This is a genomic window from Cohnella lupini (assembly GCF_003386205.1).
Classification (GTDB): domain Bacteria; phylum Bacillota; class Bacilli; order Paenibacillales; family Paenibacillaceae; genus Cohnella; species Cohnella lupini.
In genome coordinates this window covers 26575-50821 of record NZ_QRDY01000025.1, presented here as the reverse complement: position 1 = coordinate 50821, position 24247 = coordinate 26575, and the positions used below count along the sequence as shown (strand labels likewise).

Sequence of the window (24247 nt, the reverse complement as noted above, 5' to 3'; positions counted from 1 at the left end):
TTAATTTTTGACGGAGCCTAGCAGCATCCCTTTCAGGAAAAACCGCTGCAGGAACGGGTAAACAAGAATAATCGGTATCGTCGCGACCATCGTGACCGTCATACGGATGCTCTCGCTCGTAACCGGAATCCGCTTCGATGCGTTAGCCTGCGCCTCGTTCAGCATATCACCGGTCTGGTATTGATTCAGGATTTTCACCAGAACCGCTTGCAAGGTTTTCAAATCGGGCTTATAGGTGTAGATGTAAGAATCATACCAAGCATTCCAATGATAGATGGCCGAGAATAGGCCCACCGTAGCCAGAACGGGCAAGCAGATCGGAAGGATGACCTTGATGAAAATCCGCACATCGTTAGCGCCGTCGATCTCGGCCGATTCCTCCAGCTCCCGCGGCAGCTGCTCCATGAACGTCCGGACGAGAATCATCCAGAAGATGTTGATAATACCGGGAAAAATAAAGACGAGGAAGTTGTCGATCAGTCCCAACGATTTAATAATCATATAAGTCGGGATCAATCCTCCGCTGAAATACATCGTGAAGATGAAGAAGAGGTTGATGGCTCGCCCGAATACGAGCTCCTTCTTGCTCAAGGCGTAAGCCAGCAAGGCGATACAAAAAATCGACAACGGCACGCCGAGCATTGTTCTAAGCAGCGTTACCTTAACGGAGTCCAAAATTTCCGGGTTGGAAAACACGGCGGAATAGCTGTCCAGACTGATATCCCGCGGCCATAGAAGAAATCCGCCTCTTAAGGAATCCGTGCCGTCATTGACAGACAGAATAAAGATTTGCCAGAAGGGAAAGAAAGTAACGACGAACAGTACGCCAAGAAAGCCGTACAGCAGCGCATTCCCCGAATAGGTCAGCAGCCTTTCCTGTTTGTTCATATTGCCCTCCTTCCTCTAGAATAACGAGTTGTTGTTCATCCGCCTGGCCGCTGAATTGACGCCGAGCACCAAAATGAAGGCAACGACCGACTTAAACAGCCCGACCGCGGACGCGTAGGAGAACATCCCATTCTGAATTCCATATCGGAAGGAATAAGTGTCGATGACATCCGAGTATTCGCGGTTAAGCGAGTTGCCTAGCAGGTAATACTGATCGAAGCCCGTATTCAGAATGTTGCCTACCGCCAGAATAAGCAAAATAACAATCGTTGGCTTCAGCATGGGCAGGGTGATGTGGATCATTTGTCTTGCCCGGGTTGCGCCATCCACTTTAGCCGCTTCATACAACTCCGGATTGATTGAAGCAATAGCCGCCAAGTAAATGATCGAGCTGTAGCCCATCTCCTTCCAGGTGTTGGCGCTGGCAACGATTCCCCAGAAGTATTTGCCCTCCTGCAGGAACAGAACGCTTTCCTTGGTCAGTCCCAGCAGCTTCAGCAGTTCATTGATTACTCCGTCCGCCGAGAGCAGCGTAACGAAGATATTGGCCGCGATGACCCACGAGATGAAATAGGGCATGTAGGAAACGGTCTGAATAACTCGCTTGAATGCCATATTCCTTACTTCGTTAAGGGAGAGCGCGATCAGGATAGGTACGATAAATCCGATCAGGATCGTGAGTATGCTGGAGACGAGCGTATTCCTCATAACCAAGTAGAAATCGTTCCCCGCAAAGAAATACGAAAACCAATCGAACCCTACAAACTTACTGCCAAGGAAGGAAGACCAGAATTTCCCGAGGCTTGGCTGATAATCTACGAATGCCATATAGAGTCCAAGCATCGGTCCATAGGAAAATAAAATCGCCCAGATCAGTCCGGGCACCAGCATAAGGTACAGGTAACGCTGCTTAACAACTTTTTTTGTTAGCTTGTTTTGCGAGGGTTGGGCACTCGCTTTCACTTTGAACCCCCTCCTTCTCTAAGGCCGACCGCCTGACTCTATTATTGGGGGAGCGGGGAGGGATAATCCATAACGAGTTCCTCTGATTCATAACGGAAACGAACGATCTTACATCGGAGTTAATTGACATAAGATTCGTCTAGATGGGATACTTGAAGCCTAACCACTAACCATCAATGGGGGTTCGGAAATGTATAAAATCGTTCTGGTGGACGACGAACCTTTTGAACTTGACACGCTGGAAAAATACGTGCCTTGGGAGGAGATGGGCTTCAAAGTGATAGGCACCGCCAAGAACGGGAAGGAAGCGCTTTCCAAAGTGGGCGAGCTACTGCCTGACATTGTCATTACGGATGTCAAGATGCCGATCATGGACGGAGTGGAATTCGCGGACATTATGCGGGAACGACTGCCGCACCTGAAGATCATCTTCCTCAGCGGATACGATGATTTCTCCTACGTGAAGGCCGCGCTTCAGGTGGAAGCTTCCGGATATTTGTTAAAGCCTCTGGATGTCGAAGAATTGCGCAAGCTTATGAAGAAGGTTAAGGTAAAATGTATGGAAGAGCAGCGGGTCAAGCTGTCCTCCCGCGCGCTGGCGATCCAGTATATCAAGGAAATGCTCAATGAGAAACATCCTCAAGCGCTCAAGACGATAGCCGCGGAAATCCGCAGCCTCGGGCTTGAGCCGTTAATCTCCTCCTCGGGAGCGTATTCCTTCTCCTTAATCACGATAGATGAATTTCCGACATTGACGAAGGTTATCGAGAACGGCCTATCCATTACCCAGGACATCGGTCGCCGGATCGAGCGGCTTGCGGAAACGCACGATGCTCTTATCGTCTCGGTCAACGAACGCCAGCACCTTGTCCTCAGCGTCAAAGCGCCATTGCAGGATATGCTGGAATGGAGTAAGGAGCTTGGAGTCTTCACTCGTTGGATCACTTTCTGCTCCAATTCCCGGCAATCCCGGCTGGAGGAGTTGCCGAGCGTCTATCGGAAGCTGCTGCAGACAAGAAACCGCCATGTATTGCTGAACGGAGCAGGCCATTTCATAGTCGCGGACGATGGCTCCGCGAATCCGGAATCCAATCCCGAACCGATGCAGCCTCCAGCGTTCGAGCTTCTCCTCTCCCATGTCCTGCATGAAAGGCTTCGAGAGGCGGAGCTCTGGATAAGCGAATTCGTGAAAGCGCATACGAATGTAACGAACCCTAGTATCGGGCCGGTAGAACAAGCGTGTCTAGAGCTGCTCGACCAGCTCTACGCCGTTCATGTCCAACCCCATACCGTCCTGAAAGGGAGAGTTGCAGACAAAACAACCCTCTTGCATAAGCTATCCATCATTGAGAGTATTCCGTTAATGGAGCATACGATAAGTCAGTTTGTCCTGCAGTTGATCAAGGCGGTTGCCGGCGTGGAAGGGGAAAAGCACACACCCTTGATCAGGCAGCTTAAAGAGCTGATTAAGCGGGAGTATGCCCGGCCCCTATCGATTGACTACTTGGCGGAGCAGGTTTATATGTCTCCCAATTATTTGCGGACGATCTTTAAGGAATATACCGGCTATACCGTACTGGAGTACGTCACTCAAGTAAGGATGGATCAGGCGATGGAGATGCTGCAGGACGGTTCCCTCAAAATACATGAGATTTCAACCAAGGTCGGATATGAGAACGCCTCCCATTTCTGCGCCATTTTCCATAAGAAAAGAGGTCTTACGCCTAATCAGTACCGCAATCAACTCTTAAGGCTGTGAGACAACCTATGCATACGATCAAGATGTTCTTCTTGAACTTGCCGATCAGGGGAAAGCTGCTGGTATTCTTTCTATTCGCATCCGTGATCCCACTGCTATTCTTCTCTATCTATTCTTATAATGTCACCAAGAGGCAATTAATCGGACAGACCCACGAGAATATGTACACGATGAACAACCAAATCAACAACAATATCGAGAACCGCCTTGAAACGTTCAAGCAAATCTCCAGCTTGCTCTATATGGACACGACTTTGAAGGAGTATCTGTCTCATGTCTACACCCGCGGCATAGAGTATGTGGAAGCTTATAAGTATATCAACGACTTATTATATGGAGTTATGGCGAACAACGCGGATATTCATGCCATTACGTTATATCCGTATAATGAAACCATTCCCAGCGACGGTCTTTTTATTAAATATATCGACGAACCGCTTATGGCTCAAAGCTGGTACGACGATTTAACCGAATCTTACGGGGACGCCGTCTACAGCATCGTAACGGAGAACAGCAAAGACGAATCCGTCTTCACGCTGGCACGGCTGCTCAACAACCATCTGCTGCACTATCCTTACGGCATTCTGACGATCGATGTGAAAGAAGACGTTCTGTACTCGCTTATTGTGAAAGAAACATTCAAGAAGGATATCTATATCGTGAACAGCGCCGGAATCATCTTGTCCACTACGGACAAGTCGCTTATTTCAACGCCATTATCCGCTATTATCGGAGAGGGTCCATGGGAAGGCGAGGAAGTAGGAACGACATCCATCGATATCGACGGACAAGAATCCCTTGTCGTATTCAACAGCATGAAGCTCGGTTGGAAGACGGTATCCGTCGTTCCGATCGATCATGTACTCGCCGATGCCCGGAAGGCTACGAACCGGATGCTGTGGATATCCGCCTTGAGCTTCGTTCTGGCGATTATCCTTATTTTTTTGACCGCGCAATACTTCTCCAACCGGTTTCTGACCCTTTACCGCTTCATCCGCAGAGTGGAGAGCGAGGACTTCAACTTCGAACTCAAGAGCGAGAGCAGGGATGAGATCGGGTTGCTTGCGGACGCCTTCAATGCTATGAAGCTTAGGCTTAATGGGCTCATCAATGAGGTATACAAGAAGGAAATTATGAAGAAGGAAGCCGAGCTGTATGAGCTTCAGAGTCAGATCAATCCCCATTTTCTCTATAACACCTTGTCGATTATCTCATCGCATGCCATGCGTTCTCAGGATCACGAAATCGGCCGTATCGTGTCGCATCTGTCCAATTTCTACAAGACCTCGCTGAACAAGGGCAAGCGGAATATTCTGATCCAGAAGGAACTGGATATTACCCGCCATTATGTTGCCATACAGCACATGAGGTTCGAAAATTTGTTCCGCGTACATTGGCAGGTAGACGAAGCTCTCTATCACCACCAAACCTTGAAACTGATGCTGCAGCCGTTCGTGGAAAATGCCATTAACCATGCGATATGGGATGACGATTATCCGCTTAACATTATCATTCGCCTCTATAAAGCGATTGACTGCATCCGCTTCGAGGTGTTGGATGACGGGGCCGGAATGACGGAAGAAAAGGTTAAGCAAGTGCTAGCGCCTCATATGGAAGCCGGTTACGGCATTCGCAATGTCCATGAACGGGTGCAGCTTGCGTACGGCCCTGATTACGGCGTCGTTATCTTCAGCAGAAGGGGCATCGGCACCCAGGTGAGGATTACGATTCCTCTGGGGTGAGCTACGAACCTCTTATTTTTTGACCCGATAAGTCATAATACTTCCATTCAGAATCGGGTAGATAACGCCCACCCTTACCTTCATCCGGCGCGGACATAATGGCTCCACTTCCATTACTTATTGAGGAGACATCCACTGTTGCTAGAAAAGTCATTCTATCTTAAAAGAGGCTTCCAATGCACCCGTGTCTTCGAAGCCCCGGAAGTACTTGATCTTCCCTTCTTCAACTTCGCAAATCACCGCCCAGTAGCTTTCGAATAGCTTATTAGTAGGGCGAATACGATGCTTAAATCTGCCCCAAGCAAAAGCCGATGTATCATCGCCTAATATTTTAACGATTTTAAATTCTTGGGTATCTAGATCTTTCTCAAATTTGGACAAAAGCTTTCTTACGCCATCAACACCGCAATAAGTTCCATAAAAGTGATGTCTGTCCGACTCCGTATCATATCCTGCTATAAACGTTGCTTCACTATGGACATATTTTAACGCACTGTCCTTGTCATTCAAATTTTCAATATAAAGTTTAAGTACATGCTCTGCTTTCATATCGTTTGTCTCTCCTTTGGTAAATTGAAAGAAGACCTAGATTCGCATTCTTTACGCGAGACTATCGCTACTTAATTGATACGTTTGAGCTGGCTCGTTCCTCCTCCTGATTGGATCGTTCCTTCCACATTTCTAGCTTACATGTCCAGCTTCCATGCAACCATCACGAAATTCCGATGCAATTGATCGGTTTCGGTAATCAATAACTCGTAGTTTGATGAAGTTAGGTTTTAGCCGATATAATGGCAGTGGATGATCGGATATCGGAAGGAGAACCAAGCAATGGAACTTCGACAGCTTGAATACTTTGCTGCGATATGTAAGGAGATGCATTTCTCCAGGGCGGCCGAGAACCTCTGCACCACACAATCGAATCTGAGTCAACAGATTAAGTTTCTGGAGAACGAGATCGGCCTCCCTCTTTTTGATCGCATAGGTAAGCGCATTAAGTTAACCGATGCAGGAAAGATCCTGCTCGAACAGAGCCATAACATATTTGAACATGTTGACTATGCAAAGAAGGCAATTGCGGATCTTAAAACGATCGAAGGCGGCAAGCTGGATATCGGCATTTTGCCTGGAGATGGCGACTTACTGTTTGACGCTTTGCTTATCGATCTTCATAGAACGTATCCTCAGCTATCGATACGCGTAACGGAGACCATGGATGTCTACGAACAAGTTCTTGATGGCACAAGAGATCTTGGAGTTACCACGGTTCCACAGAAGGCAGATGACCGTATTGCCGTTGTCTCTTTGTTTCATGAGGAGTTTTCTTTGGCCATTCGATCAGATCATCCCCTTGCAAAGTCAAAGGCGGTTCCATTCGAGCAACTCCAGCATCTAAAGATGGTAATGTTCGGTTCAGATCATCAAATGTCCAAGGTCATTCAAGCCTGTTGTCAAGAACAAGGAATTGTGATAAACAATCCGATTGTAAGCTCAACCTTATCAACGCTTCTAACTCTGGTCCATCAAGGAATAGGAGCAACTATTCTCCCAAGAATGCTGCTAGATTATATCAACGATGAGAATATCACTGCCGTGACTCTGCTCAAACCAACGCCTACTCAAGATATCTGTATTATTTATCGAACGGATAAATTTATGGGGCAAGCAGCGAAATTATTTATTAAAGAATTGCAGGCTCTAATTCAGCGGGTCAAAGTTCAAACCGGTCGCTCGTTGGGATAAATCGATTAAGGCCATCCACCCATCATAATAGAAGGATCCCTTTTAGTGTTTAAGTAACAACTCGAACTCCAGCACAAAGCTAAAGAGCATGCCACGTGGCATGCTCTTTTTGTTGAAGTAACGGCAGAAACTTATTTTTTAACCACAGGCACCCAAAATTCCCCGTAGAATGTGCCGTCTCCGTTATCTTTGCGATACGTCGCATTTGGACCGCCGATGTAAGCATAGTCAGTGATTTGGGACAAGACTTCGCCAAAAGCACGGTAAGTCAGCTGATCGAACAAAGTTTCCTTGTCGCCATTTCCTGCGACCACGATGTACTCGCTCTCGGGAAACTCGATAATACGCGTTGCGTCCGTCACTGTTTTTCCGGCTGCTACCGCGAAATAATTCCACGGTTTTCCTTGATAAACCTCGTTAACGGACCATTCGAGATCGTCCTTTGCGGCTTTTTTGAGCTTATCGAAACGCCCGTCTGCTTTGAGCCCGCCCCAAAACTCGGCTTTTTCCTTTTGCATAGCCGGCATGTCTTGGAAATTCGATTGAATTGAAAAACCATATGCGGTCAATGTGAATGATTTTTTGTGTTCCAGTGTGTAATTGGCCATGTGAGATCTCCTTATATTCATATTCCGGAATTAGCCTTCGACTTTTTTTACTCTAAGCCACATTTCGCCGTAGAATTCACCGTTATCAGCTGTTTTCACAAATGTTGAGTTACCAGGACCAACGTACTTATAGTCTGTGATTCCTTGCAACATGCCGCCGAAAACTTTGCCGGTGATTTCGTCAGCAAGGCGGTCTTTGTCAGCGCTTGTTCCAGGCACGACGAGATAGTCGCCAGCGAGAAAATCGAGGACGTCGGCGCCTTCCGCGTCGAACTCGCCCATCACGCCGAAGCCGCGCCAAGCCTTGCCGTCGATGACGTAATTAATTTGGTATTCTTGCCCGTCCGCGAGCGCGAGAAGTTCGGCAAGCTTGTTGTTTTCAGTGATTTCAGCTTTTTTCGCCGCGGTTTTTGCTGCATTACCTGCCCAGTCGTTGTAGTCTTCAAGCGAAACGCCGTAAGCAGTCATTTTGTAGTTTTCCGAGATTGTTTTGATCGAGTAGTTAGACATTTTGTTCTCTCCTTCGTGGGTTTGTCTTTACAAGATTGATTCTATTTGTAGAATGTATCAAAAAGTGATACCTTTTATTTATGAAAAAAACAGAACGAGTGAACCTGATCATGCGCTACATCAATAACCGCGCGCGTTTTACGATTGCCGAAATTCAGCGGGAGTTCAAGATTTCCCGCGCAACGGCGATTCGCGACATTAACGAGATTCAGGCGATGGGTTTTCCGCTTACGACTGAGCTTGGTCGCGGCGGCGGATACAATGTCCTGCAAAATCAGTATCTACCCTCCGTCCGATTCACGTCAGTTGAGCTAAAAGCGATTTTCATCAGCTTTATCGCCTCGAAAAATTCGCAGCTGCCTTATCTGCATAATCGCCGCTCAATCACTGAAAAACTCATCGGCATCGCGTCGCAAACCCAGCAAGACGAGCTAATCGAGCTCAATAATATCTTGCTTTTTGAAAATACGAATCCTTCTAATCCGAATCTATTGGAGCTCGATGATGCGGCGCCCGAGGAACTGAACCAGCTGATTTCGCTTGCCGTGCGGGATAAACACCTGCGCTTGACTTATGAGCTGAGTCCCGGCTGGCCGCAATTGATGGACGTTTTTTTGCTGCATATATTTAACTCGAACGCTCAGTGGCTGGCCGAGGTTTATGATCTTGATACGAATGAGTTTCGGTATTTGCCCGTTGTGATGTTGAGGGATTCGGCCATTTCTGAACGGGAGTTGAAATGGTCAGAGCAAGAGATTATAAGCAAAAAACTGCTTTTTGCCCGTGAGTCCAATCTTGTCGTGAAGCTTGATGCGACCGGGATTCAGCGTTTTAAGCGCCTACATCCCCCGGGAATTATTTTGTCATTCACCGGGATGTTTCAATCGAGCGGGGTTTTCAGTATTCAACTGGATGTGACCGATTTTGAGTCGCTGGCGTATTACGCGGATTGGCTTTTGTTTTTGGGGAAAGGTGTCGAGTTCGAACGGATTCCCGATGAGTTGCGCGTGATTTTGGAAGAGCGTTTAGGAGTGCCTCCAAAATTGTAACGAAATTATACCTGTGATGGGTGTTTAAGCGATGGCGGCAGCAAAGTCAAACCATCTACCTTCGCTGCATTGAGTTGGGCCTGGGTAAGAAAGATACTTTTAGAAAGGTCAGCACCTCTCAGGTCGGCATCCCGAAAATCTGCGCCGATAAGATCAGTTCCGCTTAGGTCACTACCTCTAAGATCAGCAGCAATAAGGTATGCCCCGCGCAAGTTGGCTCCTCTAAGATCTATTCCTCTAAGATCCGCACCCATAAGGTCGGCTCCGCGACCAATGGTCTTTTGACGCCCTGACCTAGCTTTATGTCCCGGAAGGACAGTATGCCCGTTACGAGCTTCGGATCGAACAAGTTCACTGGTTTTCAGGAGTAGCGTGTTCACGGAAGCCCGGTGCTCAGCGATGTCCAGTTCCATAAGCGAGCCAACGTTAAGGTGTGTAAAGCGTTCTATCTCATCAAGCATGGAACGGAGCTCAGCGTGAATAGGTTCGGATGGCTTTAATGTGAGTGCTTCCTCCAGATACCAAAGTAATTCATGCAGCTGCATCATGATTATGAACACTTTGAACATTGCATCCGCGGAATCAGGGCTGTTCCGCCAATCTTGTCCAGCGAAGCTGACTTGGGAAACTTTCTGCCCCGCACCAAAGCATTCAAAAGTTATACATCCTTTAAGACCTCTTTTACCGAGGCTTTCGTGAACGCGACAGCGGAAGTCTGATTTTAGGTTGAGGCAGGGCTGTGCCGGCTCCTTGTCGATCGGGAAACCTTCTGACGCTGAGAAGCGTAGTGCGACACAGCACAACCCGAAACATTTCTCGCAATCAGCACGAAGGTTATCACGACTCGCGTCGCCAAATGAGTTTGGATGATTTGACAAAATGTTCACTTCCTTTGAATCTTTAATACCTATTATCGCGACTCAAATAATTATCATCTACTTTAAAGATTAGTTCAACCATTCTGCCTGTTAGCTACCGTCAGTCCAAAGGCTATCGCGATCTGTTTGCCGTATAGGCCCGCCCCTCCCCTAATCAATAAGGTCTTGCTGCTCATAATACAGAGAAGGCGACGCAGTTATTCTGCATCGCCTTCTCTTGCATAGGAACAACTAGCATCAGACCATTTCCAGCTCCATGCCGAGCACCTTGGACAATCGCTTGATTTGAGTGCCTACGTGACCGACGCCGAGCGCAAAATGATGAGTCGGACCGGCCGCGCACCATCTCTCGATGAAGTCGGCTACGCCGCAATCGAAGCTGCAGCGCGTATTCGTGTTGCCGGTCTGCGGAATCTCGCCTTTGATCGATTCGCCTTCGGCGGCGATCATCTTGTATCGGCCGTCCGCGGTCTGGGAAATTCCGAGCAAGGTAACCGGACCGGCTTGAATGCTGAATTCCACGCCGATGCCGGAGCCGCTCTTGCCATGGAACAGATCCAACCCCCGAATGACCGGTCGGCTGTCGCTGATCTTGACGTTATGCGGACCGTCGTGTCCGACGAGCACGATCTCGTCCACGAAGTCGCACGGATGAAGCTCGGCGAAGGAGCCGCCGGCATCCAACCGATCCATGACCAGCATCGCCGCGCAAGTCTTGAGATCCGCCTCTCCCGCGAGCGGGATTCCCTTGCCGGTAAGCAGCGAATTGCCGAGCACCATGTTCGAGCCGATTCTCTCGTATTCGTTGTTGTCCAATCCGCGATAGTAATAGGCAAGTCCGGTCAATCCGTTCAGGGCGACCAGCTTGTCTAGTCCGACCGCCACCTTGGCCGACCATTCCAAGTCCTCTTCCTTGATCGGTCTCGTAATCGGATCGATGAACGGGTCGGCGATCGTGAATACGCTCTTGATCTCTTCGATCTTGTCCGCGATCTCGCTCGGATTCGCGTCGTTCACCAGCTTGGCAAGGTCGCACATCTCAAGCATCTGGACGTGGGAGCCGAACGCCGCCGTGAACGCGGTCGGGTCGGAATTCATATCGTACATTCCTTCGTAAGTATGGCCCAAATATCCGATCCGAGCGTACTTGAACGCCCGTCGGGCGTTCGCGACCTGGCACCAAGACTTCAACTCGCCGGCGATCCGGGGATCGTCGCGGAGCGTTCCCACGATCATGCCCGCCGCGGGCTTGCCGGCGCGCACGAGCACTCCGCTGATCTCCGGCAGCGAGCAAATGTTATCGTTAGCCAACTGCATATAAGTCGTCGTGTTCCGGTAGTCCAACCGTTTGAGCGGCTGCAAGGCGACCAACACGGTGGGGACTCCGAGATTCAATATGGCCGTCGCCGCGGATGACGAGGTGACGTAAGTGCTGAGATTGACGAATAAGAAGTCGACGTCCAACGCTCTCAGCCGGGCGGCCGCCGCGAACGACCGGTCCAGATTATCGACGAATCCCGCCGACACGACCTCGACGTCGAAGCCGATCAGCATTCGCTCGAACTCGCGACCGTACCCCTCCAGTTCCTCCCGTAGCCCCGGGAATTGTCCCCAATACGGCTCGTGTCCCACCGTGATGACGCCGATGCGGGCTTTGGCTCTTGCGAACGCCGCTATACTCATTTCCGTTTCCACCTTTATACGAATAGTAATAGTGATGAATTTCTAATTCCAACTGATCAGTTCTATTTCCTTATCTTCGTCGGCATCCGCCCCGGTTCTCGTTGCCAAGCTTCGATAGTCGATCGTTCTGCGCTCTCCCGGTAACAGATCAAAGTAATTGTCGGAGAAAACATACTCGCCATGCAGCAGGACGGCTTTGGCATAACGGTCGGCGGCAACGATCAAGCTTCCTCCGTCAGGCCCTTCCGTCCGGGACTCGATACGCGCACCGGAAGGTTGAAGGTCCAAGTCGGCCGGGATCCCCGCGTTATGAATATACCGGTCTTCCCCGAAAGGACCGGCGATATCCATGACGAGAACGCTTCCGCTATCGAGCATAGCGTCTAGCTCCTCCAACGGAAGCGTCTTGACGACCGAAGAGGTGCCCTCCTCGACAGCGAAGTCGAACTCTCGCGTCCATACGGTAGCGTCGTCTATCGAACCGTCTAGCTTTAACACGCGAAGCAATCCCTTGCCCTGGATCGCTTTCGGCTTATCGTTGCATACCCAGAACGCATATCGGCCTTCCTCGTCCTGCCGTTCGATCGACGCGATGACCGGACGGGAGGCTTTCTTGAAGCCGTAATACCCGCCTTTCGGATACCCGTAATAATCGACGAGACTCCATCCGCTGGCCGGCCAACAATCGTTGAACATCCAGAACAGAATGCCGCCCGTATAAGGCCGGTTTCGCCGGTAGACCTCGACGACGAGCCGGGTGATTTCGTGCTGCGCGTAAGACATGCGCCGAATTCGTTCGACCGTCGAGACGGCCGGAGGCATCAGCTTGTCGGCAAGCGTAAGCAACGCCCGGAAGAGCGAGTAATCGACCAAGGCGGGATGATTTTTCGTATGATATTCCAGCATGTCGAAGGTCGGATCGTTCAGATCCTCTTCGCTCATGAATCGCCTCAGCGTATGGAGCTCCGGGGTGCCGAACATCGGGAACTCCGGACAGAAGCGGCTCAACAAGCTTGCGAAGTAGGAGCGGTAATGGCGAAGATCCGTCCCGCGGAAGACGTCGAACATCTCCAGCAATGCCCCCGTATAGTGGGCGGTGCCGATCGTGAACGAGTTGTTCTTGTTGCCGCCGAACGGGCTGGTCGGCAGGAACGGTCGATTCGGATCCAACTCCGCACATAGCCGTCCCGTTATCCGTTCGGAGATCGTCCTTCCCGGGTAGCCCGGATCCTCTTCGCCGTCGAACATGCCGTTCTCGTTATCTCCGTTCCACCAGATCAGGCTGGGCCGGCTGCGAAGAGAACGAATAACGCCTTCGACCTCGACGGCTAACGAAGACATCCATTCCTCGTCCTCCTCGGGATAGGTGCCGCAAGCCATCATGAAGTCCTGGAAGACGAGAATCCCTCGCTTGTCGCACTCGTTCCAGAAGGCTTCCGATTCGTAGATACCTCCTCCCCAGACGCGGAGCATCGTCATCCCGGCTTCGCCTGCGAGACGAAGAAGATTCTCGTAATGCGCATCGGGGATTCGGCCCGGGAACGGATCGCTCGGCACCCAATTGGCTCCTTTGCAATAGATCGGAACTCCGTTCACCAAGAGCGAGAACCCGCTTCCGGGTCGATCTCCATTGGCGTCCCATTCCGTGCCGAGCGCGCGCAGCCTGTCGGTCGTCCGCGCTTCGGCGCTCCCAGGCCGATCTTGAAGCTGCTCGATTCGCGACGTCCGTATGCCGAACGCGCACTCCCGCTCGTCCACGATGCCCGCTTCTCCATAGAGTTTAGCGATCGCCTTGTATAACGGCTGCTCTCCGTATCCCGCCGGCCACCAAAGCTGCGGCTCAGCCAAATCCGCCGTCAACTCCAGCTTATCGCCGAGCAGCTTCCTCGAGGCCTGCCATACGATGCGCCCGGCCGGATCGACGATCGCAGCCTCGACCCGTAATGGTTGCTCCGTACGCGAGCTCGCCTCCAACGCGAAGCCGACTGCCGCTCCCCGTCCATCGATCGCCTTCGTATAAACATGGAGATCGTCGATCGTCGCTATGTCCTCGAATACGAGACGAACCGGCCGCCAGATGCCATAGCTGACGAGACGCCCGACCCAATCCCAGCCGAACGTGCACTGCATGCGCCGCACGTAGAGACGTTCGCTCGTGAACGCCGCGCCGCGACCCGGGTACGGCTTATTCTCGACCCCTTCCGCAAGGGTACGGAATCGGACCTCGAGCTCGTTCATTCCGGTTCGGAGCAGAGCCGACGCATCGAAGCGGTAACGGATGAACATATTGTCCGTCCTCGCTAGACGCGCGCCGTTCAAATAAATATCCGCGAACGTATCCAGCCCTTCGAACTCCAACACCGAACGCTGTGCTTCCAAGCGCTCTACCTCGAATTCGCGACGATAAGACCACCGCCAGTGCTCGACCCAAGCGCAATCGTCCGCCTGCTTGCGGTAACCCGGATCGGGGATAAGACCCGCGGCAAGCAAATCCTGATGTACGTGTCCGGGCACCTCGGCATCGATATCGATCCTTGCCAGACCACCCTTCGCCGACACGCCTTCGCCTTGCAACTTCCATTTTCCCGATAACGTAATCGCTCGTTTCATTGCCGTTTCCCCTTCTGGTGACGTTCCGATAATTCATTAAGGCAATAGGAAGACCACCGTCTGACCCGTTGCGGTATCCTTCTCGATATTCGCGAGCGCCGTTCCGTAAGTCATGCCGAACGTGTAGGTAGCCGGGAGCAATTCCTTGCGAATCTCTCCGCTAGAAGTAGTACCGATCGTCCTCCAACTGCCTCCCGAGTACACCTTAGCGATACCTCCGTCGACCGGAGCCCCATGCGCGTCCTTCAACTGAATCACGATGCTGGCCGTCTGGAAGACGACTGCCGGATCCTCTCCGATGTTCTGAGCTTTCTGATTGTACGCGCCTTCGTAAGTCATGCCGATCGTATAGGATCCCGCGAACAGTTCCTTGCTCAACTCACCGCTGCCGGTCGTGCCGATCGTCTGCCAGGAACCGCCCGTATACAGCTTCGCGTCGCCGCCCGCGAGTTCATTTCCTTGGCTGTCCTTCAGCAAGAATATTGCCTTAACCGTCCGGAAGTCGATAACCGGATTCGATGCCGTATTCTGCGTAAGCTGCTTCGTCACCCCTTGATAGGTCATGGAGAAAACATAGCTTCTTTCCGGCAGCGACTTGGTCGCCTTTCCCGCGGCATCCGTAACGCCCAAATCCTTCCAAGCTCCATCGTAGTACTTGACGATCCCTCCGCTTAACGGGTTACCCGCGCTATCCCTCAATTCGACGGAGGTTGCGGTCGCCGAGAGAACGAAGCTCGCGCTGCGCGCCGGTTCCTCGTTGCCCGCCTGGTCGACCGACTTGTATTGCAACGTATATGACCCTTGTTTGTCGAAAACCAGTGCCGTCGCATAAGGGTTCCAGGTTGTTCCGTTGTCCACGCTGTACACGGTCTGCATAACGCTCGATAAGCCGTCCGTTGCCGATAGCGATACCGACAGCGGGCCGATATACGTTCCCGCCGGACCGTCCGGAACCGACGGGCTCAACGCCGCCACGGTTACTGGGGGAGTCGCGTCTACGTAGACCGTCGCCGATTGCGAGAGAGTCCCGCCCGCGGCCGTCGCGGTAATGGCGGCCACGCCTTCTCCTACGGCCGTAACCGTTCCGCCGGAATCTACCGTTGCGGTTGCCGGATGGTCGGACGTCCAGACGACGTTCTTGTCGGTCGCGTTAGCCGGCAGTACCGTGGCTTCCAGCGTCTCGCTTTGCCCGATCGAAAGCGTGACCGCGCTCTTGTTCAAGCTAAGGCTAGTCGCCGCGAACGATACTTGGCGAACCTCAATGTCGTCGACGTAGAAGTCCTGCAACGGGTCGGCTTGCTCCGTATAGAGGTACACCCTCGTATCGGTGACGACTCCGGCTTCTTGAATCTCGTACAAGCCGGACGCCTGAATCCAACCGCCGAAGCCGAGAGCCGTGCTGCTGAACATAATCTTCTGCTTACCGACGCCGTCCAGCTTATACTGAATGCCGATTCGGAGCAGCGCGGGATTGACCGGCGCGGCGTTCAGCTTGCCCCAGACCGAATAATAGTAGAGCTTCCCTTGCTCGATCGCCGTCGGGAGGAACATCGATCCGAATCGGTTGTTGCCGGTCTTGGTCACCCGCACCGACTGAGCGCCATTCCTATGCTCGGCAGTGTTGAGAGTCAGCGTCGCGCTCGATCCGTAATAAGCCGAAGGCACGGTACTCCCCTCCATGCCGGAATCGATGATCAGATTGCTTCCGAGTACCGCATTGGACGGATAACTCGGGCTAAGGGCGACGGTGACCGTCGTAGTCGCCGTAAATCCGCCGTCCAACGCCATTGCGGTAATATGGGCCGTTCCGATGCTTTTTCCGTATACGATTCCGTTGTTGTCCACGATGGCTACATCCGGATTATCCGAAGTCCACACGACTTCCTTATTGATCACGTCGCTCGAAGGCAGGAACGTCGGGACTAGCGTCAACGTTTTCCCATAATAGACCGTCGCAGAGCTATCCATGCTTAAGCCCGTCGCACCGATCCAAGTCGGACTCGCCGAATAAGTGATCGGTCTGACTTCGGCGTCATCGACGTAATAATCGTGGTTGTTGGCGTCGACCTCGGTATAGACGTACAGGTAGACGTTGGACACCGTACCCGTCTCCGCGATCGTATAATTCCCCTGCACTTGCGTCCAAGCGTTGTTGCTCAATCCCGGACTGGTGTACATGATAATCTGCTTGGTCGTTCCGTCGACCGTATACTGCAAACACAGCCGCAAAGGCTCGCTCAGGGTAGGCGCCGAAGCCAGCTTAGCCCAGATGGAATAACGGTACTCCTGTCCTGGCACGACGCCGTTCAATTTGAACATCGCGCTGCTGTACCTGGTTAGCTTGGCGACTTTCAACGACTGATGGCCGCTATGGGCTTGAGAGACGTCTAATCCAAGCGCCGAGTTATACGTCTGAGCTTGAAGCGCGCTGCCTTCCATCCCCGGATCGACGACCAGATTGTTTCCTAGAATCGGCAGAGCGGGAGCCGTATCCATCTGAACCGAATCGATAACGAACGGACCGGTTTCCAGCGTCGGCACGACCTTGATCTGTTGAATCGTCCCCGTCCACTCCGGCGCGACCGTCGCGTCGAATACGTATTCGCGGAATAACGGTTCGTTCGGAAGAACATAAGAGGTGAGCTTCTTCATGGCGTTCCAGGACGTATCCCCGTTTGCCTTATAGTAGATTCGAGCCTCGTTGCCGCCGGTCCCGTTGCGAAGCTTCACGCGAATTCTCTTAACGGACGAGGCATCCGCGTTCAGATTGTCCGGCGATACGATCGCAGGCTCCGTGCCGCCCGATACGCCTAATGAATTTCCGCTGAATACGCCGCCCAACACTTCGCCGCCCGCGATCCGGTCATTCGCCGTCCAGCCGTCCGCGAATTCGAAATGCCAGATCAATCCGGCGGGACTGATCCGGATCTTCCCCTCTGTCTCCTCCCAACTGACGGTCGCTCCGAAGGCATCGCGGAAGTAAGTTAGAGGCACGAGAACCGTACCGTTCGAAAGGAGCGACGGCGAATGTTCCAACGAGATCGAAGCGCCGTCTCGATGAGCCGTCGAGCTGCCGACCGTCAGGTCGTAAATGCTGCTTCCTTTCACGCCGATGTACTTCTGCGCCTCGGAATCCCATTCGGATTTGACGCCCATCTGGAGCCAAATATCCTTCACGGGAACCATCGGGACTCCGTCTTGAACGAGCGGAGGCTGGCTGAGAGCTTGCCGCTTGCCGTCGATATACAGCTTGATGTCCGTGGAGTCGTTCGCGAGCGCCCTGACGTAATCGATGTCGACCGTCCCTAACGCCGAGACCGGGTCGATCCGGATTTGCCGGATATTGCCGATCCAGCTTTTGTTCCGCCACATCTCCACATAATAGTCGGTATAGCCGTCGTCCTGCGGATTGACATAGAAGCCCATCGCTTTGGTCTCGTTCCAATCCCCGTCGAGCTCCGTCGTGAAGAACACCCTGCCTTCGATATCGTTGGCGTTGTTCTTCATTCGGATCTTCAAATATGGAGCATCCTCCGCCTTAATCCCGAGATGATCGCCGGAGACGATGCCCGGATCCGTGTTGTTGAACGTCGCCGTCAAACTGCCGTCCGCGACGCTTAGCGAATCGACCGGTCTTAGCACGGTCCAGCCTTCCGCGTCTCCGGCCGTATCGAACTCCCAAGACTTCACGGCATCTTCCGAGTATGCCGGAGGAGTCAACGTCCGGTTGGGAACGACTCTGCCCTCCGGATACAGAACGCCGATCCTGTCCTTCTGAGCTTGCGTCGGCACGATATCGGTATGGCTGGCGGAACCCGCGAAGACGTCGCGAATCGCGTCCACGTAACCGAATCCGGACAATCCCGCGGGCATGAGGAAGTGACCTTCCCCGAATTCGTTCCAATTGTCCAGCATGACGAGCTTCTTGCCCAGATTGTCCGTAGACAACGAAGGGATATACGTATCCTTCGTCCACTGCGCGAGCGAACGGAATTCCGAAGGGCTCGCGTAATACCCGGAGCTCAGCCCCCAAGCGGTATCGTCCCGTCCCATGCTGAGTCCGGCAATGACGTCCAGTTCATTCGGCGCGCTCTCCAGCGTCAGCTTCAGCTTCTGGTAATCCGGATGTCCGCCGAACGAACCCCAGGAATAGGCGTATACCGCATCGAAGCCGGCCGTCCTGCGGTTGATCAAGTCTTGGGAGTTCGTGCCGTTGTAGACGTTCAAGAGAATCAGATCGTCGAAGCCGGCCGCGATAACCGCGTTCCGAAGATAAACGATATCGGCCTTCGCTCCGGCAATCGAGCCGGACATATTTACGAACTGGTCGTAGTTGTAGATCGTGAACACCGGTTTATCGTCGTCTATCTTCAGGTAACGGGGATCCTTGAAATAATACTCGATCCAATACGGCACCAGATTGTTACGGAAGTCGTTGCTGTCGGCCGCCTTGGAGTTCAAGTTCTCCCACATGATCGCGAAGTCCACTTGATCGCTGTACTTCGAATTGAAGTAGCCGTCATGCAACGCGGACGATAGGAACGGATCCTTAATCGGGGAATTCTCGCCCCCGATCGGCCTGAACCAGCAAGACATCTGGAAGCCGATGCCGTGCTCGGCCTGCCATTTGGTCTCCCAATCCGCCGTCTCGGGATTTCCTTCGTCGTAGAAACCGAGCAGCGGCGTCCGATCGGGGAACGGATTGATCATATCCCAGCCCAAGTGGTTGCCTTCCCTCCACATCGGGCAGCTCTGTACGCCGACGAGCTGGTCTCCGGTACTTACTTTAACCGGAGCCGGCACGTAGTCCGACGGCAACGGGCTATCCGCATACGCAACAATGTCGTCTAACCACATCGTGCCCTTATCGGCCGCGGAAGTAGAGAAGCGGATACCGTCCACCGAAGAGATTCCCGAAGCCAGTCCGACATCCTCCGCCTTAAGCTTGCCGTTGATATAGATGTCGGCCTCGGACGAAGCCAACCGCAGCTTCACTCTGATGCTGTACCACAGGTTAGCCTTGTAATCTTCCAACAACTTGACCGGATTTCCGGATGTATCGAGGTAGGCCAGATTCCCATTCGAAGTAACGAGCTTAAGAACGGTACCCGTCCCGTTCTTAAGCTCCGCGGCAAGGCCGTTCGTCTTGACGGGAACGAAGATCTTGTACTCCGCGACCGCGTCTCCCGCGAGCGGTTGGAAGCTCTTGGCTAATCCCATCGCTCCCGTAGCGCTCGCGGCATCCATCCTGAAGCTGTAAATATCCGGCTTAGGGGACATGACGTAATACCGGGTAGTCCCGTTAACTTGTTCGGACATTTGCTCGACCTTGATCGTGCCTCCCGAAGGGGTTGCCGTCCAATCCCCGGGCACGGTGCCGTTCGCGACCGATAGCAGCCTCTCGTTAACGGCATAACCTTTATAGATCTTGAGCGGAGTGAAGTTGAAGTCGCCCGTAGAGGCGCTCCCCGTCGTCAATTGAAACCGATTCAGCGCTTCTACCGGGTTGGCCAAATTTTGCGCCGTCGCTTTCTTAACGCCGTTAATATAGACGTCCGCCTTGCCGGTCGACAAATCCGCGATCGCCTTCACCCCGTACTCCGTGTTGGAAACGTACGCCTGCAAAGTCACCGAACCTCCGCCGGACGTCTGCAGAACGAGGTTGCTCCCGCTCGTAACGATGCTGAGGCCGGCCGTATTGCCGTCCAACAGCTGCCATTTAATGCCGTCGATTACGGTCAAGGGCTTGAAACGGAATTCCATCGTGACGCTCCCCTCCTCCTGGGAAGGGAACTTACGGCTCATCAATACGGGAAGGATCGGACTTGTATCGCTGACCTTCAGCGTATCGGCGTACAGACTTGCCAGCGTGCCGCCCGCCGCGCGAATGTCCCAACCGGAAGGCTGGCTCTCGCCGGGTACGAGGTTGGAGAGGAACGTGAAGTTCTCGTCCACCAAGTAAATCGCCCCCGCCGGCGCCTCCTCGCTTTCGGCTAGCGCCGTACGAGAATAGTTAACGATCATCAATACGCATAAAACCATAGTAATGCTTATAGCGGTCCATCCAAGCTTGATCTTATTCATATCAATCGGATTCCCCTTTGCATCGGATTTATGAACGTTTGAATACAAACGGCGGCCCTACTACCCCGTAGAAGAGCCGCCGTTATCGGTTCGATCGGATTAACTGTTGTCCGCTTTCCAAGCGTCGAATTGCTTCTGGGCTTCCGCCAGAATTTTATCCATGCCCGCTTCGTCTAACCGCTTCTGCAGGTCCGTGTAATACTTCTCGAAATCGGGCATCGAGCCCGTCGTCAGAATCGGATTCGATTCCTTCTGAATGGCGCTCACTTGCGCGATCTCGTTCTTCACCGGCTCCGGATCGAAGATGAAGCCGAGTATGCCGGATGCTTTGCCGTTATCGTTGTTTTTGCGCATCGCTTCCAGGGCGGCCGTGGAGTTCCAGTTGGAATCCCATTGATCCCATAGAGGTCCAAGCCAGTTGTGCCAGATCGCCCACGTTTGCTCCGAACCGCTCGTCGCTTCGATAGTCGGGTTATCGTCTTGCGCCGTGCCCGATTTGACGGTATAGTTCTTGCCTTCCACCCCGTAAGCCAGCGTATTCAGCAAGTACTTGTCGCCCCAGATCAGGTTAAGCAGCATCATCGCTCTTTCCGGATTTTTGGAGGTGGCGCTGATTGCCGAAGCGGCGGCCGTCATCGAGTTGGTCGAGATCGTCGGGTATCCGTACAGCGTCTCGACCGTCGGGAAGCCGTAAGTTGCCGTAGACTTCGAACCGTCCTCGGTATATCCGCCGGAATCGCGCATAACGGCGTATTTGCCCGACTTGGCCTCGGCCAGGTAGTCCGTCTTGATGGCCGCGTCCTTAGCGATGTAACCCTTCTTGTAGAAATCGTTTAACGTTCTGTAGTTTTCCTTGTTCTGAGGGACGTCCAGAATCTTGACGATCTTTCCGTCTTGCTCGCCGTAAGATATACCCGGCGTAACCGTTGTGTAGTCTAACAACGAAACTCCGGAGGCCGTCCCGTTGGCTGTTGCCAGAAGCGGTATCATGTCGGGCTCGTTCTTCTTGATTTCGGCCAGGAACGGCTCGAGATCCTTGACGTTCTTGACGCTCTTATAATCGAAGCCATACTTCTCGACCATATCCTTCTTGAAAACATGAGCGCTTCCCGGAGTGTACGGCGTCTGTGCCGGAATCGCCATGATCTTGCCTTTGTACGTTACGGCTTTCCAAGCGCGGGGGTCGACCTTCGCGAGAATGTTCTGGCCGTACTTCTCGAGCAGCTCGTCAAGCGGCATCAAAGCGCCCTTCTGGACGTTGTCGCTGATCCGATTGGAGGAGAAGGTCGAGAAAACGATATCGTAAGGCTCGCCCGCCGCGGAGATCAGCTTCATCTTGTCTTCCCAGCCGGCATTGTCGATGAGGTTAAGGTGCAGCTCGGCGTTCAATTTCTCCTTGATGATCTTGTTCGCTTCCGCCTCGACCGCATCCTGATCCTTCATGTTGTCGATCGGCTTCGGCATGTACCAGCTAAGCTTGACGAAATCCTTCGTCTCGCTGCCGGCAGCTTCCGGAGAAGCGGCCTGCGATGCTTCGGATGACGCTTGCGATGCCACGGGACTTCCGCTTGGGCTGGAAGATGCGTTCCCGTTCGAATTCGAATTACAACCGCTCAAGATGAACATTGCTGCTAGCATTGCGGACGTTCCTGACAAGAGCCACTTCTTCGATGCCGGATTCTTTGCACGACTCACTTGGGTTGCCTCCCTTTTATTTGCGTTTCATCTATAATCAGCATCCATAAGCCGGTAAGTCTTATGGTGTTAATTATCAACCTTTAACCGAGCCTACCGTCAAGCCTTGCACGAAATATTTCTGGAACAGAGGGAAGACGAGCAACATGGGACCTGCGGCCAGAATACACATCGCCATTCGCGCGCTTAGGGAGGGAACGAGCATTCCCGGCTTCACTAGCCCGTATTCGATGGCTTCCGCCGAATTTAAGTACTCCATGTTCTTCAAGACGCGGATGAGCAAATACTGCAGCTTCATCAGGTTGTCGTGTTCGACGTAGAGCAAGGTCAGCCACCAGTCGTTCCAATACTGCAAGGCGAAGAACAAGCCCAGAGTCGCCAGCGCCGGCTTCGATATCGGAAGGACGATTCGCGCGAATATTCTCAGCTCTCCCGCTCCGTCTATTTTGGCCGACTCGATGATCGCTTCCGGAATCGTCTGCAGGAAACCCTTCATCAGCATGACGAACCAACCGCTGATCAGGTAAGGCAGAATGAGCGCAAGCATCGTGTTCTTCAAGCCCAGCCATTTGACCATCAGAATATAGGAAGGAACCATCCCGCCATGGAACAGCATCGTGAAGAACACGAAGAAGGCGAGGAAAGACCGGAAGCGATAATCCTTGCGCGAGATCGCATACGCATAGGAGGTCGTCACCCACATACCGACGATCGAACCGATCACGGTCGTCGCGATCGTCACGAGGTACGATTGGAGCAAGGTCCCGGGACTGTGGAGAATGACGCGGTATGCATCCCACGTGAAGTTCTTCGGCACGATGGAATATCCGAATTTTATGATGTCGTTCTCGTTCTGAAAGGATGTCCCGATGATGACCAGGAATGGGAATACGCAAGCTATACACAACGCTACGAATACGAGATGGATGATCAGCTTTCCGACGGGTAGCGGTTTTCTTGCGATTGTCGTCGCGTAATCTTTCATCGTTTGTGCCCCTTAGAAGAGAGAGTTGTCCGGATTGATTTTCTTGACTATGGTGTTCGTTATGAGAACAAGGCAGAAGCCGACGATCGATTGGAAGAACCCGGCCGCCGAAGCCATGCCGATATCGCCCAAGTCGATCAGCGAGCGGTAGACGAACGTATCGATGACGTCTGTCGTCTTATAGAGCAGCGAAGAGTTCAGCGTCACGTTATAGAACAATCCGAAATCGCTGTAACAGATGCTTCCGATCTGAAGGATGACGAGCATGATAATGATCGGTTTGATCATCGGCACCGAGATCGAGAACGCCCGACGTATTTTGCTGGCTCCGTCGATCTTGGCGGCATCGTAATATTCCGAATCGATGCCCATGAGAGCCGCGTAATAGATGACCGAGCTGTAACCCAGCCCCTTCCACACCGCCGCGATTACGATAATGTAAGGCCAGTATTTCGGATCGCTGTACCATAGGATCGGCTCTCGGTCCAGAGAAACCAACAGGCGGTTGATGACGCCGTATTCCATATCGAACAGCGATCGGAACGCGAATCCGGCCACGACCCAAGAGATGAAGTACGGAATGAACAGAATCGTTTGATACGCTTTCACGAATCGCCGGCTGAGCTCGTATAGAAGCAACGCGATGATTACCGAGAGGGTCGTGCCTAGCACGATGAAAGTCATGTTGTAGAGAATCGTATTCCGCAGTACCCGATAGAGCGCGTCCCCGTGGAAGAGGTAACCGAAGTTGTCTAACCCGGCCCAAGGGCTGTTCCATATTCCGAGGTTGTAACGGTACGTCTTGAAGGGTAATAGCAGCCCGTAGAGCGGCACGTAATTGAAAATAATGATGAGTACGAATCCCGGCAGAGCCAGCATCGACAGTCCGGCGTTCCTTTTGATCAACTTGATCATGCGTCCTGCACTTCCTTTTCTCGGTGCGTTTCGTCCTACCCCAACTTTAGGCGCTAACGGAGCCGCTGTATATTTTAAATCCGGTAATTTCCTTCAAAAAACCGCCGCCGTCGCCTCGATTCGGACCATAATCGC

General features: G+C 52.5%; 16 protein-coding genes. 4 read left to right on the top strand and 12 right to left on the bottom strand.

Annotated features, from left to right (window positions below; all coding sequences use genetic code 11):
• Both DFP95_RS25125 and DFP95_RS25120 read right to left on the bottom strand, forming a co-directional pair.
• Positions 1 to 888 (bottom strand): carbohydrate ABC transporter permease, encoded by an 888-nt coding sequence (locus DFP95_RS25125; RefSeq protein ID WP_115995432.1) that lies wholly within the window; start codon positions 886 to 888, stop codon positions 1 to 3.
• A 15-nt stretch (positions 889 to 903) separates the two neighbouring features.
• Complete coding sequence (locus DFP95_RS25120) at positions 904 to 1851, bottom strand: ABC transporter permease (RefSeq protein ID WP_245987955.1); 948 nt, start codon at positions 1849 to 1851, stop codon at positions 904 to 906.
• Between the two features lie 190 nt (positions 1852 to 2041).
• Between DFP95_RS25120 and DFP95_RS25115 the strand changes: the two genes are divergently transcribed.
• Positions 2042 to 3610 (top strand): response regulator, encoded by a 1569-nt coding sequence (locus tag DFP95_RS25115; protein ID WP_115995431.1) that lies wholly within the window; start codon positions 2042 to 2044, stop codon positions 3608 to 3610.
• Positions 3611 to 3618: 8 nt separating this feature from the next.
• On the top strand, positions 3619 to 5352 hold the full coding sequence (locus tag DFP95_RS25110; protein ID WP_115995430.1) for a cache domain-containing sensor histidine kinase: 1734 nt from the start codon (positions 3619 to 3621) through the stop codon (positions 5350 to 5352).
• A gap of 150 nt (positions 5353 to 5502) precedes the next feature.
• On the opposite strand, the gene DFP95_RS25105 is transcribed toward DFP95_RS25110, so the two are convergent.
• Positions 5503 to 5901 (bottom strand): nuclear transport factor 2 family protein, encoded by a 399-nt coding sequence (locus DFP95_RS25105; RefSeq protein WP_115995429.1) that lies wholly within the window; start codon positions 5899 to 5901, stop codon positions 5503 to 5505.
• Positions 5902 to 6183: 282 nt separating this feature from the next.
• On the opposite strand from DFP95_RS25105, the gene DFP95_RS25100 reads away from it, so the two are divergent.
• Positions 6184 to 7095, top strand: a complete 912-nt coding sequence (locus DFP95_RS25100; RefSeq protein ID WP_115995428.1) for a LysR family transcriptional regulator — start codon at positions 6184 to 6186, stop codon at positions 7093 to 7095.
• A gap of 131 nt (positions 7096 to 7226) precedes the next feature.
• Here the strand turns inward: DFP95_RS25100 and DFP95_RS25095 are convergent, their stop codons facing one another.
• Positions 7227 to 7703, bottom strand: coding sequence for a GyrI-like domain-containing protein (locus DFP95_RS25095; protein WP_115995427.1), 477 nt, complete (start codon positions 7701 to 7703; stop codon positions 7227 to 7229).
• Positions 7704 to 7733: 30 nt separating this feature from the next.
• Positions 7734 to 8213 carry a hypothetical protein gene (locus tag DFP95_RS25090; RefSeq protein ID WP_115995426.1) on the bottom strand — a complete coding sequence of 160 codons (480 nt, stop codon included), beginning with the start codon at positions 8211 to 8213 and terminating at the stop codon, positions 7734 to 7736.
• An 80-nt stretch (positions 8214 to 8293) separates the two neighbouring features.
• Here DFP95_RS25090 and DFP95_RS25085 point away from each other — a divergent pair, with 80 nt between their 5' ends.
• Positions 8294 to 9262 carry a helix-turn-helix transcriptional regulator gene (locus tag DFP95_RS25085; RefSeq protein ID WP_245987953.1) on the top strand — a complete coding sequence of 323 codons (969 nt, stop codon included), beginning with the start codon at positions 8294 to 8296 and terminating at the stop codon, positions 9260 to 9262.
• A gap of 5 nt (positions 9263 to 9267) precedes the next feature.
• Here DFP95_RS25085 and DFP95_RS25080 read toward each other — a convergent pair whose 3' ends face one another.
• The 7 genes from DFP95_RS25080 to DFP95_RS25050 all read right to left on the bottom strand — a co-directional run bounded on the left by DFP95_RS25080 (position 9268) and on the right by DFP95_RS25050 (position 24112).
• Complete coding sequence (locus tag DFP95_RS25080) at positions 9268 to 10143, bottom strand: pentapeptide repeat-containing protein (protein WP_115995443.1); 876 nt, start codon at positions 10141 to 10143, stop codon at positions 9268 to 9270.
• Positions 10144 to 10377: 234 nt separating this feature from the next.
• Positions 10378 to 11823, bottom strand: a complete 1446-nt coding sequence (locus DFP95_RS25075; RefSeq protein WP_115995424.1) for an L-fucose/L-arabinose isomerase family protein — start codon at positions 11821 to 11823, stop codon at positions 10378 to 10380.
• A gap of 42 nt (positions 11824 to 11865) precedes the next feature.
• Positions 11866 to 14433 carry a beta-mannosidase gene (locus tag DFP95_RS25070; RefSeq protein ID WP_115995423.1) on the bottom strand — a complete coding sequence of 856 codons (2568 nt, stop codon included), beginning with the start codon at positions 14431 to 14433 and terminating at the stop codon, positions 11866 to 11868.
• 36 nt (positions 14434 to 14469) lie between these two features.
• The gene (locus tag DFP95_RS25065; protein WP_115995422.1) at positions 14470 to 20517 is read right to left on the bottom strand and encodes an Ig-like domain-containing protein; all 6048 of its coding nucleotides are present in this window, start codon (positions 20515 to 20517) and stop codon (positions 14470 to 14472) included.
• A gap of 99 nt (positions 20518 to 20616) precedes the next feature.
• Positions 20617 to 22212 carry an ABC transporter substrate-binding protein gene (locus DFP95_RS25060; RefSeq protein ID WP_115995421.1) on the bottom strand — a complete coding sequence of 532 codons (1596 nt, stop codon included), beginning with the start codon at positions 22210 to 22212 and terminating at the stop codon, positions 20617 to 20619.
• A 76-nt stretch (positions 22213 to 22288) separates the two neighbouring features.
• Positions 22289 to 23197 carry a carbohydrate ABC transporter permease gene (locus DFP95_RS25055; protein WP_115995420.1) on the bottom strand — a complete coding sequence of 303 codons (909 nt, stop codon included), beginning with the start codon at positions 23195 to 23197 and terminating at the stop codon, positions 22289 to 22291.
• A gap of 12 nt (positions 23198 to 23209) precedes the next feature.
• Positions 23210 to 24112, bottom strand: a complete 903-nt coding sequence (locus DFP95_RS25050) for an ABC transporter permease (RefSeq protein WP_115995419.1) — start codon at positions 24110 to 24112, stop codon at positions 23210 to 23212.
• Positions 24113 to 24247 lie beyond the last annotated feature (135 nt).